The organism is Flavobacterium psychroterrae, from assembly GCF_018380615.1.
GTDB classification, from domain to species: domain Bacteria; phylum Bacteroidota; class Bacteroidia; order Flavobacteriales; family Flavobacteriaceae; genus Flavobacterium; species Flavobacterium psychroterrae.
In genome coordinates this window covers 172,984-191,359 of record NZ_JAGYVZ010000001.1, presented here as the reverse complement: position 1 = coordinate 191,359, position 18,376 = coordinate 172,984, and the positions used below count along the sequence as shown (strand labels likewise).

The window sequence follows — 18,376 nt, the reverse complement described above, 5'->3', positions numbered from 1 at the left end:
GTGTGATTTCTCCTTACGTCGAAATGACAAACTAAACGATGATATTATCTTTAGTTTTTTTGTCATTGCTTTGTCAGGCTGAGCGGAGTCGAAGCCCGCGCAACGTAGCTCGACAAAGATTACGGAATATTGGGCGGGGGCTTCGACTCCGATCAGCCTGAAAAACTAAACGTAATTTGGATTATAAAAATAAATTTATGAATAAAAATATTCTTCAAAAAATAGCACTTGCAATACTATTATTGCTCTCAACAATTGGTTTCTCACAAGTAAAACAAGCCAGAATTGTTGAGGATTTCAATAAAAACTGGAACTTCAAATTAGGAGATTACCCATTGGCACCGCAAAAAGATTTCAATGCTGCCGACTGGAGGGTGCTTCAATTACCGCATGACTGGAGTATTGAGGGCGCTTTTGACAAAGACAGTAAAACAAAACAGGCGCAAGGTTTTTTGCCGGCAGGAATAGGCTGGTACCGTAAAACTTTTAAACTTTTAGCAAGTTGGAAAAGCAAAAATGTTTCGGTAGAATTTGACGGTGTTTTTAAAAATAGTGAAGTCTTTATCAACGGACATTCTTTAGGAATTCGTCCCAACGGTTATATTTCATTTTCTTATGAATTTTCGAAATATCTAAACTTTGGACAGGAAAATATCATTGCTGTAAAAGTTGATAATGATGCGCAGCCCAATTCAAGATGGTACACAGGATCTGGTATTTACAGAAATGTGCGTTTGGTTGTCACCGAAAAATTGCATGTTGACGAATGGGGAACTTTTGTAATAACACCCGAAATTTCAAAAGAAAAAGCTTCGGTTCGTTTAGAAGTGGATTTGAAGAATGCTTCAGAAAATGAAAAGGAATTTAGATTGGTTTCTTCGATTCTGGATAAAAATAATAAAGAAGTTGCTAAAGTTGAATCTACAGAAAAAATCGCAGCAAATTCCTCTTTAAAAAAGGTTCAGAATTTTAATGTAAAGAACCCAAAACTTTGGAATACAGAAAATCCATATCTGTATAAAATTGTCACTAAAATTTATGAAAAAGCGCAATTGACGGATAATTACGAAACGCCTTTAGGAATTCGGTATTTTAATTTTGATGCTGAAAAAGGGTTTTCATTAAACGGAAAACCAATGAAAATTTTGGGCGTTTGTTTGCATCACGATAACGGCGCTTTGGGTGCGGTTGAAAACATTCACGCCGTGAAACGAAAGTTAGTTTTGATGAAAGAAATGGGCGTAAATGCGATCAGAATGTCACACAATCCGCATTCTTTAGAAATGATGCAATTGTGCGACGAAATGGGATTTATCGTTCAGGATGAGGCTTTTGATGTTTGGAAAAAGAAAAAAGTAACCAACGATTATCATAAAGATTGGGATGCGTGGCATAAAAAAGATCTGAAAGATTTTATCAGGAGAGACCGAAATCATCCATCGGTAATGATGTGGAGTATTGGTAACGAAATAAGGGAACAATTTGACAGTACGGGAATTGCTATTACAAGAGAATTAGCCAAGATCGTAAAATCGTTAGATACAACCCGTCCCGTAACTTCGGCTTTGACCGAAAATATTATTGAGAAAAACTTCATTTACCAATCTGGAGCTTTAGATCTTTTGGGATTCAATTACAAACATGAAGATTATAAAGATTTTCCAACGCGTTTTAAAGGACAAAAAATAATCGCTTCAGAAAGTGTTTCGGCTTTGGAAACGCGCGGTCATTATGATTTTCCTTCGGATGGAATAAAAGCGTGGCCGCCAAAACACAATGCTCCGTTTGACGGAAATGCGGATTGGACGGTTTCGGCTTTTGATAATGTAAAATCCTATTGGGGAGCGACGCACGAAGAGAATTGGAAAACGATCAAGAAACAGGATTTCATGGCGGGAACTTTTATCTGGACGGGTTTTGATTACATCGGTGAACCGGATCCATATCCCTACCCGGCGAGAAGTTCCTATTTCGGAATTGTAGATTTGGCGGGTTTTCCAAAAGATGTGTATTATATGTACCAAAGTGAGTGGACAACAAAACCTGTCTTGCATATTTTTCCGCATTGGAACTGGAAAAAAGATCAGGAAGTTGATGTCTGGGCGTATTACAATAATGCCGATGAAGTTGAATTATTCTTAAACGGAAAATCTCTCGGCAAAAAAGCCAAACAAAATGATGATTTGCATATTTCATGGCGCGTAAAATTCGAGCCTGGAACATTAAAAGCAATTTCGAGAAAAAATGGAAAAGTGGTTCTTGAAAAAGAAATTCACACTGCCGGAGAAGCATTTAAAATAGACTTAAAAGCAGATAAAAAGGAAATTAAAAATGATACTTACGATTTGGTTTACGTAACGGTTTCTATTACTGATAAAGAGGGAAATTTACTACCAAACGCTAACGATTTAATTAATTTTGAGGTTTCGGGTGGAGGAAAATTGGTTGGAGTCGACAATGGTTATCAGGCGAATCTGGATTCTTTTAAAGCCAATTCCTGTAAATTGTTTAACGGAAAATGTATTGCGATTGTTCAGTCGAATGGGAAGAAAGAAAGTATTCAACTTAAGGCTTCGACGGGTAATTTGCAAGTTGCTTTGATTGAAGTTGAAGTGCAGTAGATTTAATTGCTTGCAAAGTTTTTTTGAACCATATAAGTTAATTTAAGTTTTTTCTTAATTGTGCTTATATAACTTATATGGTTTGTTTTTTTTGGATTAGCTAATCCAGCTTTGCCATTGTACTATTATTTTCCATTTTCCATTTATTTTTTTTAAAAATATATCTTGCCCGCTTCCACACAGACCACCACATTGGTAATCTAATTCTACATAAGCACTTTGTCTATCCACAGAAAAAACAGGAATTGTCATTTCGTAAAATCTTGATTTTTGTTTGTTTTTACGTCTTGTTTTAATTTTCTCAATTGTGGTATTATTCCATTTGTTAATTAATTTTTTTTCGATTGCCAGCTTTTCAGGATTCAAATTTTGTGCTAACAAATACAAAGAATCTTTAGATGAAAAAAATGTGTATCCTTTTATTTTAAAAGGAATAAATGAGGTAATGTATTTACCTTCAGATGGAGGCATTAATATAAAATCATTATTTTTTTTCTTTGGAGGTATATGTATTTTTAGCTTTCTAAGTTCACTGCAAAACATTGTAGAGTCTTCACTTTTCGAAAATACATTTAAACTATCCTGAATTATTATTGCTTCAACAATTTCGTCGATATTCTTCATTTCTTGAGAAGTAATATTGGTTTCTTCTTTTTTCTGTTGACAGCTACAAAAAGCAATAATTATAATTATGTAGAGTGTTATTTTTTTCATGTATCTGTTAAGATTATATTTTGAATTAAAGTAAAAGTAGAGAATTAATTTAAAAACGAACAAAGTATTTTTAGATGTTGAGATTATGCTTGCAGATTTTATAAAATAACTTATTTTAGCCTGTAAATAATATTTAAAAGCCGTAAAATGATTTGTACTATTTATTCACACCATGTTGGTTTTGAGAATATCAAAGAATTAATCCTGTCTAATTTTCCAAAAGGAAATATTTTATTTAGTAAAGAAGATGAATCTGATATTATCGAGTTAGAAATTAAAGGAGGTCTTTTAGGATCTTCAAAAAAAATAAAAATTACGTATCGCGAAAGACTGATTCCGTCGTATCAAATTCCCGAAATTGATGATTCGGCTTTGACGGCTAATTTAAAAGGACTTTATGGCTTTGTGGATTCATTGCCAACTGTAAATGAAAAAGTTAAGGATTTATTTCTGCATAAAATACTGACTTTAAATTGTGAATTTACAATTACTCAGGAAAACGGAGAAGTTAAGGAATTAGCAACGATTATTGAAAATATTGCCCAAGAACTTGACGCTGTTTTATTTGTTGAACCTGAAACTATTATCAGTAAATCAAGCGGACAACATTTTTTAGATAAAAATCTAAATTTGATTATTGATACTGAAGGGAATTGTGAAATTGATACTTTAGATGTCAAAATTAATTCGGATTATTTTGATGACGATCAGAATCAATTAGAAGAAGATCAATTGCTAAGAAAAGAAAAGAACGAGCTAATTCTTGAGGAATATAACATCAAAATAAACAGACATCTTCCTTGTGTAGAATCTGAAAATGAAACGACTTTAAGGTCTCCTAAAGAAATTGCGCAACGTGTTAGTGCTTTGGCAGTTGTAAATTTAGTGGCATTTAATAGTATTTCTGAGGAAGAAGCTACTGAATATTTAAAAGAATATAATCTTTGGGATTTTACGACTGAAAACGAAAAAGAATTTCTGGCAAACCCAACAGACGATAAAAAAGCACAGGAAAGCTGGAAGTGTGAAGGAATTTGGGTTTTAATGTGGGCTTTGAATAAAATTGAAACATTAGATTTTCCGGATGAGTTTTGCGATCTGGAAAATATTGATCCTGATGATTATCCGGTTGGTCAGGAAAAAGATCCTAACATTTTTATTGATTCGATAGTTTCTTTAAGGTCTAAAAGTGAAATTTTAGATGCTAATGATTTGTATTACAGATTTAATTGGGCGTGTGTCGATGAACGAATTAACGGAAGGGAAATTGAAGGAATTAATCCGGGAATTGTTTACGAAAGGCAATATGCTTTGAATTGGTTAATTAATTATATGGATCAGGATTGGGATTCTGTTAGTTGTGATACATAGTTTTTTGTTTCAGCTGGAAGTATTTTTACTGCAAATCTTTGCGTTGAATTTTAATGTAAATCTTTGTGTTGAATTTTATCACAGAGTGCACAAAGTTTATATTAATTGGTGGTTTTAAAAAACGCAGAGGTCACAAAGCTTTGTGTATAAAAAGTTTTATAAAAAACATAAAGTTCGCAAAGCTGGATCAAGACAAAGCTTTGTGAACTTTGTGTTTTATATACATTCTATAAAATATAATCTTTGTGCACTTTGTGGTAAATTCGCAATACAGATTCGCAATAAAATTTATAATACATGTAAAAACAAACATTCCGCTACAAAATTTGCAGCGGAATGTTCTAATTAAAAAAAAATCCAAGTAATAAAAATTGGTATTATTCGCATTGCTGCTATTCTATTTTTTAGAAAACTCCAATATAATGGTTTCCTGCTTTGTTAAGTAATTTTGCTCCTTTAGTCACAGCTCCTGTTGGAATATCGATAACATAAATATTTCCTTCTTTTCCTACCGGAGTAACAGCGATGTAAAGTTCGTTTCCGTCTACTACAAAACCTTGATATTGACCAAAATCAAGATCCGCATCATAAGCAATACCTTCCACTTTTTTAGCTGTTTTTGCGTTAAGATCAAGTCTTGCAACAAAACCTTGTCCGTTAGCACCGTCATGCGTATAAACTGCATAAGCGATTCCGTTTCCTGCATATCTCCACGCATCAATGTACGATCCTTTTACTCCAAGAGCAGTATCTAAACTAAAATTATATGAGTTATCATATTGATTGCTTTGGTTGATTTTCAGGATGTAAGAACCGTTTTTTGCATCTCTTTGAGTTGCCTGATAAATGTTTCCATCTGTCCCAACAAAACTATTGAAACTACGGTAACCGCTAGTATCACCAAAACCAACTGTTGATGTAATCACCTGAGGGTTTGCTAATGAAGGGTAATCAACGACAATAGATTTAGAACCCAAGCGCTCAAATGTAGCTTCGTTTTCTCCTGTTGCAGGATTTGTTTTACGCATCCATGTTCCTATGATTAATTTGTTGCCTGCTTTGTTCAATGTTGGAGCATCTAAACGGAAAATATGGTGTCCTTTTAGTTCTTCTTCGGCACTTAATGCAATTTCATATTGTTTGAAACCTGAAATAAGGATATTTTGTAAATCTACCGCTAATACAGTTGCTGTACCTCTTGTGTATTTGTACGCATTATTAGCATCCTGAACAATTACGGGAGCTGTTACATTTACCGCAACACCCGTTTTATCACCGTCAAAAAGTTTTACCCATCTTGGAGAAGTTCCTGCATATTGCGCAATACTTACGGTAGTTCCAGATTGAGTAAAATTTGCCGCCCCGTTTACTTTATAGGTCATAAACTCACCGCCATTTGCGCCTGTGTAAGTGATATTGAAAAGCGTACTTCCATCGACAGATGATTGCAAACGTGCCGTTCTGCTGGATTGTACAGGCGTTCCTTTTTCATAAACGTCTATAGAAAATTCAGGATTTTTAGCATCTTGCTTGCTAACAGAATATACTTTAGTTCCGCCATTTCCGTCACCCGGAGCAGTTTGCATTAAAGCTCCTGCAACTGTAATCCATCTTCCATCGGTAACAGGATTTACTGGATCTGTATTTTTATTGTCGTCACTGCTGCAACTTACGGTTAGGGCGAATGTGGTTAAAACCAAGCCACATGCGAGTAATTTTAAGGTACTTTTTTTCATATTTAGAGTATTAAAAATTAATAGATATTAAAATTTGTTAATGATATAATTGAGCTTCATGTAAAAAGCTCTTCCGGGTTTTTGAACTGCAAAATTGTCGTAAACCTGTTCGTCTGTTATGTTTTTGGCATCGAAACTGACAATAAATTTTTTGCCTGGAAAAGTGTAACTTAATCCTAAATCATGCGGAAACTGAGCCGTTGTTTTGTCTATTTCAAGCCACGTAGTATAAAATTCACCCACATAACCAAAGTTGTAATACAGGTTAAGTTCTGAGTTTTTCTGAACTATATTTTTAAAATTATACTGCACATTTCCGTTTACGGTGAAGTAGGGTTCATTAGGAAGCTGCTGATTGTAATACGGCAAAATGTTTCCGTTATTATCGTATTTGTCTTTGAACAGCGAGTTGAACTTTGACATATTCATGGACACAAATAATTTGCTGTTGTATGAATATTCTAATGCGGCTTCGTAACCTATAGATTGTGCGTTTCCTAAATTTACTGCGGGAGATGTTTGCAACGCTTCGTTTAAACGATTGCTAAACTGACGAACGATTTTATCTTTAGAATTTCTCCAGAATCCAGAACCGCCAACTGTAAATTTGTGATTGTCTATTTTATAAGGACCAAATCGTAAACCGACATTTAAATTGTCACTTTGCTCTGGTTTTAGGGAATTATTGCCTGTAAGATTTTCTCCGGGATTACCAAATATTTCATTTTCTGACGGAAGTCGGATTGCTTTTTCAGCAGAAAGTGAAGCCATTACTTTTGGAACAACAAAATACGATGTTGCTATTCCGTAACCATAGAAAGAAGTGGTGTTTTTAGATATTACCTCAATATATTTATTTTGTCCGTTCTCTGTAATAATACTTGGATCGCGTTGTTCTGTTTGCTGTTCATAACGTTTCCCGAAGATATTTGTTCTTAATTTCGAATCAAATGCTTCAAGTTCATAAGCCAATGATAAAACATTTTTGAACAGATTTCTTGTGGGAAGAAAACTGCTTTCAAGCGGAGATAGTTCGTCAAATTGATTTCTGCCAAACGTATATAACATGCTGCTGAAAACAATTTTATGATTGTCATTGAGCGTATAATTCAAACCTCCTCTTGTACTGAAAATTTTGCTGTCAAGATGCTGGATTGTTCTTGCGCCTTGTTGTGCACCTGTTGGTGATAAAATTGGATCTCCGTAAAGTCCCAAAGCTTTTTCGCCAAACCAGTTATAATTCCATCTCACGGTATCGTTTACAACCTCATTTCTTTGGCTAAAAACCGAGTTTACAGTAAATTCAAGTCCTTTTACGATGAAATCTTTCTTAGCATAATTTACGCTTATCACTTGTGCATCGGCTTCAGAAAATCTTCCTTTGTACGGCTTTGTCATGGATTGACCGTGTTGGATTTCGTTAAAATCATCGGAAACATTAAAACCTATCAGGAAAGTATCCGCCCATTTTACATCGGTAAAACCAGCTTCAACGCGTCCGCCATACGATCTGTAAGCATCATTAAACCGTTTTGCACGAACGTAATTGTAACGCCCGTTAGGTAAAATGTTGTAGACAAATTTTCCCCAAACTTCATAATCATTATCCGAATAATTATAGAAACCGGAACCTTTTAATGTAAAACCTGATTTATCGCGATAAGTGGTATTGAAATTCGACTGAACGGTATTGAAAGAACCATACGATACCGAAGCACTCAGAGAATTTTTAGCACCTTTTTTCAGAATCAGATTAATGGCTCCGCCTAAAGCGTCATCAGCTAAATGTGCAGGAATTACGCCTTTATATACTTCGATTCGCTCGATTAATGCGGGCGGAATGCTATTTAAATTAAATGATGAACCGTAAGTCGAAATGGGAATTCCGTCAATAAATATTCTGATAGAATTGCCGGACATTCCGTTTAAGTTATAGTTTACACTTGATCCTAATCCTCCATTTTGTCGGACTCTCACACCTGCAGACTGGCTCAGTAAATCATTTGTCTGGATATTTCGTTTTGCGGCTTCCTGGGTTTCGATCACATTTACAGAGAAACCTTTCTCCATAATTTCTTTTTTTACGGTGGTTTTCTGAACTAAAACTTCTTTCAAAATTTTGGGATCATTTGTTTTTTCCAATGCGATATTGATGTTATGCGAAGGACGATTTAAATGAAATTTTACGGTTTTTGTTTTAGCTTCAAACGATGAAATTTCTAAAGTATATTCTCCGTAGGAAAGTCCTTTGATTTCAAACTCGCCATTATTATCAGCGACAGCAAATTTTTGTGTTCCCAGAACTAATATTGAAGCACCAAAGGCAGTTTCATTAGAACTAAAAGTCACTTTTCCGGTAACATTTCCTTTTTGTGACCAAACTGAAAGATGAACGAACAAAAACACAAATGCTATAAACCTCATAATTAATTTACTTATTAATAGGAGCGCAAACTTATACTATTGTTTATATTTAATCTAAATAAAGCAATTAGAAAATCATTAGATTTGCATTAGAAGTTTTAATGTTGCAAAATTTAGATTGTTATACAATTAGAATCTTAGATTTCTGGATTATTAGATTAAAATTGAATCTGTTTAATCTGTTACGGTTGACAATGTTTTGTGGTTACTTTGAGTTCAAGGGATTAATCCCGATAGCTTATCGGGACTGGCTACAAAATAAATCATTCCTACGGAATTTTATCAAGAGTTCCGGAGGAACAGAACATATTGTAGGGATGGATTTTAATCCATTCATCGCAATTATGATCGACAAAGATTAACGACAAAGATTGGCGACATTCCGTGCGGATAATATTGGTTTCAAGGGATTTTAATCCATTCATCGCAATTATGGTCTACAAAGATTGGCGACATTCTGGGCGGAGTTTCTTGATGAGATTCCTCCTTCGTTGGAATGACAAACTCGCCGATATCTGTATTGATATTGTTCCTTATCTTTGTATTTAGTAAACTTCAAAATATGCTAACTTTTAAAAAGCACCATCTCGAATTTGATCCGCCGGAGGCGTTACAAGACAGTATAAAATGTTTTTGGTATGATAAAAGAATTAGTGGTGAAGATTCATCTAATTTTGAGGTTTTACCTGATGGTTATGCCGAGATTATTTTCTATTTTGGAAGTACTTGCAGTGTTTCTCATAATGGAATTTTACAGTCTTTGCCGTCGCCATTTATTATGGGTTTGCTAAATCAGCCTGTTACATTAAATTCTGATTCTATGGAAGTTATTGCGATCAGGTGTTTTCCGTGGACCGTATTTGATTTACTCGGATTAACTTCAGGCACGGGAAAGGGTGGAGTGTATTTATTTGAACATCCTATTGCGAAGCTTCAACTGGCGTTACAAACTTTAATTGAATCTAATAAAATTGAGGAAGCAATAGCTTATGTACAAGAATTTTTTGTGAATGCACAATCTCAAATTCCTGCCGAAAGTATGTTGTTTAAAGCAGGAACAGCGATGCGAAAAGCCAAAGGAATTATTCCTGTAACCGAAGTAGCGGCAGCGGCTCACGCAACTGTCAGGACTTTAGAAAGAAACTTTAAACAATCCTCTGGACATAGTGTAAAAGATGTTGCAGGTTTAATGCGTTTTGAGCAGGTTAGAAATCATTTATGGCATTATCCTTATGCTAATATTTCGGGTTTAGCCCAAGAACTTGGTTATACAGATCAATCACATCTTAGCAGGGAATTCAAGCGTTACAGCGGTACTACGCCGGGTGTATTTGCCCGAAATGCAAAGAAAATACTCAATAATGATTTTGTCGCATTTGTACAATCCTAACTTGGGAACATGGCAGAATTTTGTCTTTCAAAACTAAAACTAAATTATGTTATTGAAAAACAAAAAAATAGCCATTATTGGCGCGGGACCTGTTGGGCTTACAATGGCAAAATTACTTCAGCAAAACGGAGCAGATGTTAAGGTCTACGAAAGAGACAAAAACGCACAAACCAGAATTTCGGGCGGAACTCTTGACTTGCATAAAGAAACGGGACAAAAAGTGATGCAAAAAGCAGGATTGTTAGAGAAATATTACGCAATGGCAAAACCTATGGGGAGAAACGTAGCCGATAAATATGGCGAACTGCTGTTTTCTAAAAATCCTACTACCGAAAATCAACACGATAATCCGGAGATTAACAGAAACGATTTAAGACAATTATTGCTTACAAGTTTAGCAAATGATACAGTAGTTTGGGACAGGAAATTTACGGAACTTAAAGAAGATAATGGAAAATGGCTTTTGCAATTTGAAAATGAAATTGAGGTAACAGTAGATTTTGTTATTGGAGCAAATGGCGGAATGTCTGTTGCCAGAAAGTATATTAATGATGCCACGATTGAATATACAGGAACTCTTATTATTCAGGGCGAAGTTGCTTTTCCGGAAGTGGAATGTCGGGATTTCTACCAACTTTGTAATGACACTATATTAATGAGTGCCGAAGATGGAAATTTACTTGTTGCAAATCCTAAAAACGGAAATGTTTTAAGTTACAGTGTGATTTTTAAAAAGCCTGAAACATCTCCTGAAACGGAATCGAACTTTGAAAATAAGGAAAATATAATTGCATTTCTTACTAATAGATTTGCTGACTGGCATGAAACTTACAAGCAGTTATTTCGTGCTACATCGTCTTTTGTTTTATGGCCAACGAGAAAAATAATATTGAATAAACCGTGGAAAAACAACCGTCCGTTGCCAATAACTCTTATTGGCGATGCGGCTCATATTATGCCGCCTTTTGCAGGTCAGGGTTTGAATATCGGGTTAATTGATGCTTTAATTTTATCTGATAATCTGACAAATGGAGCATTTGAAACTATCGAAGATGCTATTTATGATTATGAAAAACAAATGATGGTTTATGCAAAAGAAGCTCAACTTGAAACTGGCAAAAATGAAGCAGCGATGACTGATCCTAATTTCTCATTTTTAAAGAATTACGAATAAGTTGTTGGTTTCTATAATTGTTAAGGCAATCAGTTTGATTGTCTTTTTTTATGTCTGAAATTTCAAAAATCAGAATTAAAGTTTAGGTTTGAATTTCTTGATTTTGAAGTTTTTCGATTTTACTAATTTTCCTTTATCGGTAATCATAACGCAACTGTAATCGGGATATTTTTTTAGTAAAAGAAGTCCTTCCGTTTGTCCTAAAACCATTAATGATGTGCTTAAACCATTTGCTGTTTCTGCATTTGGACCAAAAACCGATACGCTGCACAATCCTGTGGCGGGATATCCTGTTGCGGGATTGATGATATGGGAATAACGTTTTCCGTTAAAAACAACAAACTTTTCATAACTTCCAGATGTGGTTACTGCACCGTTATTTAAAGGAACTACAGCAAAGAGTGTATCAGGATGAAAAGGGTTTGTCATACCTATATTCCAGTCTTTGCCATTGGGTTGTTTTCCCCAAGCGGTCATGTCGCCGGAACCATTTACGATTCCGGCTTTAATGCCTTTTGCCAGCATCATATTTCGGCATTTATCAGTGGCATATCCTTCACCAAGAGCGCCAAATCCTATTTTCATTCCTTTTAGTTGCAGGAAAATTGTAGATTGTATTGAATCTAAAATGATGTTTTTATAGCCTACTTTTTCGACTGATTTTTTTATGGCTTCCGCCGAAGGCATTTCGGTCATCGATCCGTCAAATTTCCAAATTCTGTCCATTGCGGCAAAACTAACATCAAATCCTCCTTTTGTAGCTTCAGAAAATTGTATGGCTCTTTGCGTCAGTTCAAAAACTTCACGATCGACTTTTACAGGTTTTATTCCGGCATTTTGATTGACTTGTGAAACTTGCGAATCGGGTTTCCAGTCGGATATTAAGTTTTCGATTCGCGTGATTTCTGCAATAACCTCATCGATATTTTTTTCTGCCAAAACGGAATCTTTTGCAACTATTGTAATATCAAAACGTCCGCCCATAAGTAGGGTTGTTCTTTTTCGTAATACTTGTGCATTTGTTGAAAAACTGCCAATAAGCAGAGAAAATATTAGAAGGGTTTTGATTGATTTGTGCATGTAATTGTTTTTTTAAGCTCAAAATAGTAATGATAAAAATAATTTTGGTCTTTTTGATAGGATTAAAACTTTTTTTCACAAAGTACGCTTGATATTTGCAAAGTTCCAAGATCTTCGCAAAGTAACCCCAGTTTTTTGGAAAGTAACCCCAATTTTGTCATTCTGAGGAACGAAGAATCTCCGTTAGTAGCTCCGTGGCTATTAGTTAGTGCAAACTTTATCAAGTTTCTTGCGATGATTCTTCGTTCCTCAGAATGACAAACTGGGTGGAGAATTTATTGTGCATGATCTTTCATAAAGTAACCCCAATTTTGTCATTCTGAGGAACGAAGAATCTCCGTTAGTAGCTCCGTGGCTATTAGTTAGTGCAAACTTTATCGAGTTTCTTGCGATGATTCTTCGTTCCTCAGAATGACAGACTGTGCGAAGAATTTATTGTGCATGATCTTTCATAAAGTAACCCCAATTTTGTCATTCTGAGGAACGAAGAATCTCCGTTAGTAGCTCCGTGGCTATTAGTTACTGCAAACTTTATCGAGTTTCTTGCGAGGATTCTTCGTTCCTCAGAATGACAGACTGTGCGGAGAATTATTGTGTAAAATCTTCATAAAGCAACCCCAATTTTGTCATTCTGAGGAACGAAGAATCTCCGTTAGTAGCTCCGTGGCTATTAGTTAGTGCAAACTTTATCGAGTTTCTTGCGAGGATTCTTCGTTCCTCAGAATGACAAACTGGTTGGGAATTGGATTGTGGAGAGACTTTGTCGAGTTTCTTGCGGGGATTCTTCGTTCCTCAGAATGACAGAATGTGCGGGGAAATATATTGTGCATGATCTGTGTCGAGTTTCTTGCGGGGATTCTTCGTTCCTCAGAATGACAAACTGTGCGGGGAGATATTATTGCAGATAAACTTTGTCGAGTTTTGGAGACTCCATATTGCTCGTAAAAACACTACAGGAGAAAATTTTGTGCAAATTTTAATCAAACATCTAAAGTCTAAAATGGCTAATAACAATCACTTAATAACTGACCATTTTCTTTATAATCTGATATGCTTTTTGTGTTTCTTTCGAGGCATAACTTGTCCAAAATAGCTTCAACATCTTTCTGCATCGCAAGCGAACCGCAAATCATGATTACGCCGCCTTCTTTCAATAAATTGATAAAGAAATCAGTATCGCGTTTGATTAAATCCATTACATAAAAATGTTCAGCTTCGCGGGATAGCGCTAAGTGAAAACTTTGCAGTTTTTGGTTTTCGATCATTTCTGATGTGAACTTTTTATATCCTGAAACGGTTTCGGTTTCCATGCGGAATCCGGCGTATAAATGTGTTTCTGTTTTGGTTTTATTCTGTTCAATCATTCCCAGGAAAGGCGCGATTCCGGTTCCGTTGGAAATTAGGGCAACTTTGGATGCTTTTTTCGGAAAATGAAAAGCTTTATTGTTGATTATTCCGGCTTTGATTGTATTTCCCGGAATCAGTTTATTCAGGAATTCAGAACCTAATCCGTTTGGGTGTAATTTTATTACCAATTGTATGTTTCCGGAATGGTTGCCGATAGAGTAGAGGCGTTCTCTCGTGTCGTTTGCGGGATAAATAGCGAGTAAGTCTCCTGAACTGAATTTTGCTCTCATATTCGCTCGTAAAGTAAGTATGAAAGTTTGTTCATGTTCAGAAACCAGCGTTTTATCCAATACCATTAGTTTTTGCAAACCTTTAGGAACATGATTGTATAAGGATGGTGTTGTTGATAATGAAATTTCGGTTTTGGAACTCCATAATTTGATCCAATTCACGAATTCGTCCGCAGATTTATCATTTACGGTTTGTAGTTCTAATATACGTTCTGCCCAGAATTGATTTTCTAACTGTTTGTCAATTTCGAAGGCAAATTGGCAAAAATCAGGATATGCTTTTGATCCAAAACCAACTACCGAATAATTGATTTTTTGGTTTTGAGGATATTTCTTCAAAAGAGATAAAAACTTACTTCCGTTTGAAGGTGCGTCGCCCAATCCGTGTGTTGAGGATAAAACAATAATATGTTGTGCTTTAGGGAAAGTCGTGTAGCTGTTTAATTCGGTTACAAATGCTTTTTTTCCGTGTGCGATTAATTGTTTGAGGATTGCATTGGCAAATCGTAATGTACTTCCGTTTTCTGATCCAACTAATAAGATAAATTCGCTTTCATTGGCTTTGAATTTATTTTTGATTCGGCTAGATCTTCTTTTTAAGGTAATTGAAAAACCTGAATAGATAAAAAAGAGGATATTGATACTGGCAATTGCTAATATAAATGCCCAGATTCCGTTGGCTCTTCCGGTATGTAAATCAAGGCTTAAATCAGATAACTGAACGGTCATTGGCGAGCGTTTTTCGGTGACAACCGCGCCTGTAATCTGATTGACTTCTATTTCACGATCTTTTAATTCGATGATGTAATATTCTTCAGGATCATCTGTAAAAGGGAATTCAATTTTATTAATATCTGATAAAAGGGTAGTTTTAAAAACGGAAGCTGTTTTGCCTTTTTGAGTGATTACAGTTTCTGTTTTTGCGTTTTGGTTTTTCTCTTTTCCCATGAAAAAGTTGAATCTTTCAAGTGATAAATAAGTTCCGGAAAGTGCAATAATTAAAATTGGAATTAAAGCTAATCGACCTAAAACAACGTGATAATATTGGGCAAAATATTCTTTGATTACTTTCGAAAAGAAATTACGGATTCCTCTTTGTCGGTTTAAAACAAGTGCAAAGCCGGAAATAGCGATTAAGAATAATAAAAAAGAAACGACACCTACAAAAAAACGTCCGGTTTCATGAAGAAATAAAGAACGATGAAAACCGGTAACCCATTGAATGAATTCTGATTTCTTTACGGGCTTGCCTAATTGTTTGCCTGTTTTGTGATCAATGTATGAATTGATATCGTTACCATCCTGATCGATGGCTTGCAGGGTTACAAATTGATTGTGGTCAATGCTGATTTCGGTTATTTCCGAATATTCTTTTTTGAGGATTGGCAGGATTTCGCCGAGGGTAATTTTTTCAAAATTTTCGACTTTATACGGGAGTGTTTTTTCCTGCATGGCGTCAACTGCCAGAATAATTCCTGTTGCTGATGCTAAAATTAAAAACAAAGATGAAAACAAAGCCAGGGCTAAGTGTGTGTAACGCCAAAAAGAAAGAGTCATTGAATGTAATCTATTGAAATGTAATTGTGTTTTTTTGCCACAGGTTAAAAGGATTCGCACAGATTTTTTTTGTACTGCAAGAAAATCTCTAATCTTTGGCAACTTTGTCAAAGTTCAAAACTTTGACAAATTTTAATAAGTGGGTTAGATTATATCTTATTTAATCTAACGTATCTAATATATCCTTTTCCTTCTGTTTTGTCTGCAAGACCTTGTGTTGTTAAAGGAATTTCTACATCATTAACATGATATTTTTGATCTTCTACGGCCGATTCAAATCTTAGTTTGTATCCTTTGTTGATTTTAGAATCGTCAATTTCTATTGTTGTCATACTGCGATCTCCACCAGTTACTGATGCTCCGGTTTTTGCACTAATATCAGCTGGTTTTGCAGTTTGGAATTTATTCCATTCTTTCAATGATTTGTACCATTTTTTATCATCGCCCATTACATAAAGTGTTTTTTCGTAATCGCCGTTTGGGTTAATAAGCGAAACTACGATGTAAGCGCCTTCGCCCATATAGTTTGCCATTTGAAGCATGCATTTGTATTTGCTTGCCTGTGCATTTGCCTGAAAAGTGATTAGAAAGATTAATGCGCTTGTAAGGGCTATTTTAAGTATTGATTTCATTTTTAATTTTAGATTTTAAAGTTCAGATTTTAGATTGAATTGTAATTTAGGATTTAAAAATTTGGGAATTTGAAAAGTACTATTTTAAAAATTCTACTGAGATATTGCTTTTTGTTAATGACTCGTTTTCTTTTGCTAATGCATAAGCACTTTCGTCAAACTCTGTATTGATCTCTTTTTTTGCACCAATTGATACAAGGTATTTCAGGATAGTATCATCTTTTGCCACCATTGCAGCTTTGTGTAAAGCGGTGATTCCATCTTTGTTTTTTGCATTAACATCGATTTTTAAATCGGCTAATTTTTTGATTAGATTCAAATCATTTTTCGCAATTGCATAGTGGTATAATGTGCTTCCGTCTTTTTGTGCAGCAGCAAGATTTAGCCCTTTTTCCTGAAGTAGTTTTGTTTTAGCTTCAAATGGATCTTTTGCAGCATTTGCTTCGCGGCCTGCTGGTCTGTAGGATTGTACTAAGTAAACTCCCAGATTATTTGAGTCTTTATCTTTTACATTTACATCTGCGCCTTTGTTTAAAAGTAATGCAACTGCTTCTGGCGTTCCTGATCGTACTGCCATTGTCAAAGCCGATTCACCCTTTGGATTTTGTAAATTAATGTTTTTTGCAACTGGTAATAATTTTTCTAAAGCGGCAGTTTCCCTTGCTCCGGCAGCAACCATAAATGGAGTATTCCCTTCTTTATTTACTTTATTGGCATCTACGCCTTTGGCTAAAAAGTAAGCGATTATTTCACCTTGATTTGGTTTATTTACCAAAAGATGAAGTACATTATCTCCTGATTTATTAGTAGCTGTTGGTTTTATTTTTACTTCTTCAATAAGATATTTATAGGTTTCAAGTGGCGTAGTTTCTCTACGGGTTCCTTGTGTAGCGATTAAAAGCGCATTGTCTGTATGTTTTACTCCTTTTTCTGCAAGTTTTTTTAGTAGTGGTACATTTCCTGTTCTCGCTGCATAATCAAAAGCGGTATTTCCGTTTTTATCTACATCTTTTAAGGATAATCCTTTAGTAACTAAATAATCTGTAAGTGTAAGGTCTTTATCAAAAGCAATGGCTAAAAGTAAGATGTTAGCATCATCATTATATTTTTTCTTTGGATCTAATCCTGCTTTAAAAAAAGCTTCGCAAACGGCTGAATTCAACATTCCGTTTCCTGCTGCAAAAGCAATTGGGGTTGTGCCATGGCTGTCTTCAAAATTAATATCAGAACCTTTTGTAATAAGATATTCTACTAGTTCTGTGTTACCTCTGTAAGCTGCCCAATGTAAATAAATACGATTGTCGTGAGTTGATTTATTTAAAGGGTTTCCGGGTTGGTCTAAAATATATTTTATACTAGCTAAAGGGGCATCATTGTTAATGGCAATTACGGCAACATCAAAAGCATTTGCATTGGCTTCAGCCGGATTATTTCCTTTTGCAATTTCAGCTTTTACAGTATTTACATCTGGTGCGGTTTTCCAAAAAGATTGTTCTAATAAGATATTTTTCTGTTGAGCACTAACAAATAAAGTAGCGACTAATGCCAAAGAGATAAAAAAATTCTTTTTCATATTTAGGTATTTATTGTTTGAATTTATTTTTGGTCTTTTTATTCTAAAAAGTAATTTTTGATATTTCAATCTATTTAGAATAATTAAAAATAACGCAAATGTAAAAATTAATATTAGTAAACCAATTTTATTTAGAGAAGAAAACGGCAATTCTAATGATTTTTTAAGATTGGAAAATTGAATTGTACACTGTAGTTTTTGATTTCATTTTAGGATTATGAGGTACGTTCCAAAAAAATAAAATGGTTTCATTTTCGAAAATGAAACATCTTCTTACAAAAAAAAACACAAACCTTATGTAATTTAGCTTTTCAGATTTTATATAGTTTGCTCATTTACTGATAAATAAAGTAAAATTTATTTCAGTTACAAAAAGAATAAATTTATTAAAACTATTTAAAATTTCGAATATTCCATACAGGCACAACAAGAAATTAAAAGTCATCAATACAAAGAATGTTTTGAAG

11 protein-coding genes are annotated in these 18,376 nt (G+C 34.7%); 4 read left to right on the top strand and 7 right to left on the bottom strand.

Annotation, left to right across the window (positions count from 1 at the left end; all coding sequences use genetic code 11):
• Positions 1 to 197 precede the first annotated feature (197 nt).
• Positions 198 to 2,621 carry a glycoside hydrolase family 2 TIM barrel-domain containing protein gene (locus KHA90_RS00715; protein WP_213293782.1) on the top strand — a complete coding sequence of 808 codons (2,424 nt, stop codon included), beginning with the start codon at positions 198 to 200 and terminating at the stop codon, positions 2,619 to 2,621.
• 96 nt (positions 2,622 to 2,717) lie between these two features.
• Here KHA90_RS00715 and KHA90_RS00710 read toward each other — a convergent pair whose 3' ends face one another.
• On the bottom strand, positions 2,718 to 3,335 hold the full coding sequence (locus KHA90_RS00710; protein ID WP_213293779.1) for a hypothetical protein: 618 nt from the start codon (positions 3,333 to 3,335) through the stop codon (positions 2,718 to 2,720).
• Positions 3,336 to 3,482: 147 nt separating this feature from the next.
• Here KHA90_RS00710 and KHA90_RS00705 point away from each other — a divergent pair, with 147 nt between their 5' ends.
• On the top strand, positions 3,483 to 4,706 hold the full coding sequence (locus tag KHA90_RS00705; RefSeq protein WP_213293776.1) for a DUF4272 domain-containing protein: 1,224 nt from the start codon (positions 3,483 to 3,485) through the stop codon (positions 4,704 to 4,706).
• A gap of 404 nt (positions 4,707 to 5,110) precedes the next feature.
• Here KHA90_RS00705 and KHA90_RS00700 read toward each other — a convergent pair whose 3' ends face one another.
• Both KHA90_RS00700 and KHA90_RS00695 read right to left on the bottom strand, forming a co-directional pair.
• Positions 5,111 to 6,442 carry a hypothetical protein gene (locus KHA90_RS00700; RefSeq protein ID WP_213293773.1) on the bottom strand — a complete coding sequence of 444 codons (1,332 nt, stop codon included), beginning with the start codon at positions 6,440 to 6,442 and terminating at the stop codon, positions 5,111 to 5,113.
• A 27-nt stretch (positions 6,443 to 6,469) separates the two neighbouring features.
• The gene (locus tag KHA90_RS00695) at positions 6,470 to 8,866 is read right to left on the bottom strand and encodes a TonB-dependent receptor (RefSeq protein WP_213293770.1); all 2,397 of its coding nucleotides are present in this window, start codon (positions 8,864 to 8,866) and stop codon (positions 6,470 to 6,472) included.
• 562 nt (positions 8,867 to 9,428) lie between these two features.
• Here KHA90_RS00695 and KHA90_RS00690 point away from each other — a divergent pair.
• Both KHA90_RS00690 and KHA90_RS00685 read left to right on the top strand, forming a co-directional pair.
• Positions 9,429 to 10,256 carry an AraC family transcriptional regulator gene (locus tag KHA90_RS00690; protein ID WP_213293767.1) on the top strand — a complete coding sequence of 276 codons (828 nt, stop codon included), beginning with the start codon at positions 9,429 to 9,431 and terminating at the stop codon, positions 10,254 to 10,256.
• 46 nt (positions 10,257 to 10,302) lie between these two features.
• The gene (locus KHA90_RS00685) at positions 10,303 to 11,430 is read left to right on the top strand and encodes an FAD-dependent oxidoreductase (protein WP_213293765.1); all 1,128 of its coding nucleotides are present in this window, start codon (positions 10,303 to 10,305) and stop codon (positions 11,428 to 11,430) included.
• A gap of 75 nt (positions 11,431 to 11,505) precedes the next feature.
• On the opposite strand, the gene KHA90_RS00680 is transcribed toward KHA90_RS00685, so the two are convergent.
• The 4 genes from KHA90_RS00680 to KHA90_RS00665 all read right to left on the bottom strand — a co-directional run bounded on the left by KHA90_RS00680 (position 11,506) and on the right by KHA90_RS00665 (position 17,909).
• Positions 11,506 to 12,510, bottom strand: a complete 1,005-nt coding sequence (locus KHA90_RS00680) for an FAD:protein FMN transferase (RefSeq protein WP_213293763.1) — start codon at positions 12,508 to 12,510, stop codon at positions 11,506 to 11,508.
• Positions 12,511 to 13,514: 1,004 nt separating this feature from the next.
• Positions 13,515 to 15,704 (bottom strand): PepSY domain-containing protein, encoded by a 2,190-nt coding sequence (locus KHA90_RS00675; RefSeq protein WP_213293761.1) that lies wholly within the window; start codon positions 15,702 to 15,704, stop codon positions 13,515 to 13,517.
• Positions 15,705 to 15,853: 149 nt separating this feature from the next.
• Positions 15,854 to 16,336, bottom strand: coding sequence for a DUF2271 domain-containing protein (locus KHA90_RS00670; RefSeq protein WP_213293759.1), 483 nt, complete (start codon positions 16,334 to 16,336; stop codon positions 15,854 to 15,856).
• A 79-nt stretch (positions 16,337 to 16,415) separates the two neighbouring features.
• Positions 16,416 to 17,909, bottom strand: a complete 1,494-nt coding sequence (locus KHA90_RS00665) for an ankyrin repeat domain-containing protein (RefSeq protein WP_213293757.1) — start codon at positions 17,907 to 17,909, stop codon at positions 16,416 to 16,418.
• Between the last annotated feature and the right edge of the window lie 467 nt (positions 17,910 to 18,376).

Coding starts and splice junctions, on each gene's coding strand:
- KHA90_RS00715 (WP_213293782.1), top strand. CDS start 198: ATGAATAAAAATATTCTTCAAAAAATAGCACTTGCAATACTATTATTG.
- KHA90_RS00710 (WP_213293779.1), bottom strand. CDS start 3,335: ATGAAAAAAATAACACTCTACATAATTATAATTATTGCTTTTTGTAGC.
- KHA90_RS00705 (WP_213293776.1), top strand. CDS start 3,483: ATGATTTGTACTATTTATTCACACCATGTTGGTTTTGAGAATATCAAA.
- KHA90_RS00700 (WP_213293773.1), bottom strand. CDS start 6,442: ATGAAAAAAAGTACCTTAAAATTACTCGCATGTGGCTTGGTTTTAACC.
- KHA90_RS00695 (WP_213293770.1), bottom strand. CDS start 8,866: ATGAGGTTTATAGCATTTGTGTTTTTGTTCGTTCATCTTTCAGTTTGG.
- KHA90_RS00690 (WP_213293767.1), top strand. CDS start 9,429: ATGCTAACTTTTAAAAAGCACCATCTCGAATTTGATCCGCCGGAGGCG.
- KHA90_RS00685 (WP_213293765.1), top strand. CDS start 10,303: ATGTTATTGAAAAACAAAAAAATAGCCATTATTGGCGCGGGACCTGTT.
- KHA90_RS00680 (WP_213293763.1), bottom strand. CDS start 12,510: ATGCACAAATCAATCAAAACCCTTCTAATATTTTCTCTGCTTATTGGC.
- KHA90_RS00675 (WP_213293761.1), bottom strand. CDS start 15,704: ATGACTCTTTCTTTTTGGCGTTACACACACTTAGCCCTGGCTTTGTTT.
- KHA90_RS00670 (WP_213293759.1), bottom strand. CDS start 16,336: ATGAAATCAATACTTAAAATAGCCCTTACAAGCGCATTAATCTTTCTA.
- KHA90_RS00665 (WP_213293757.1), bottom strand. CDS start 17,909: ATGAAAAAGAATTTTTTTATCTCTTTGGCATTAGTCGCTACTTTATTT.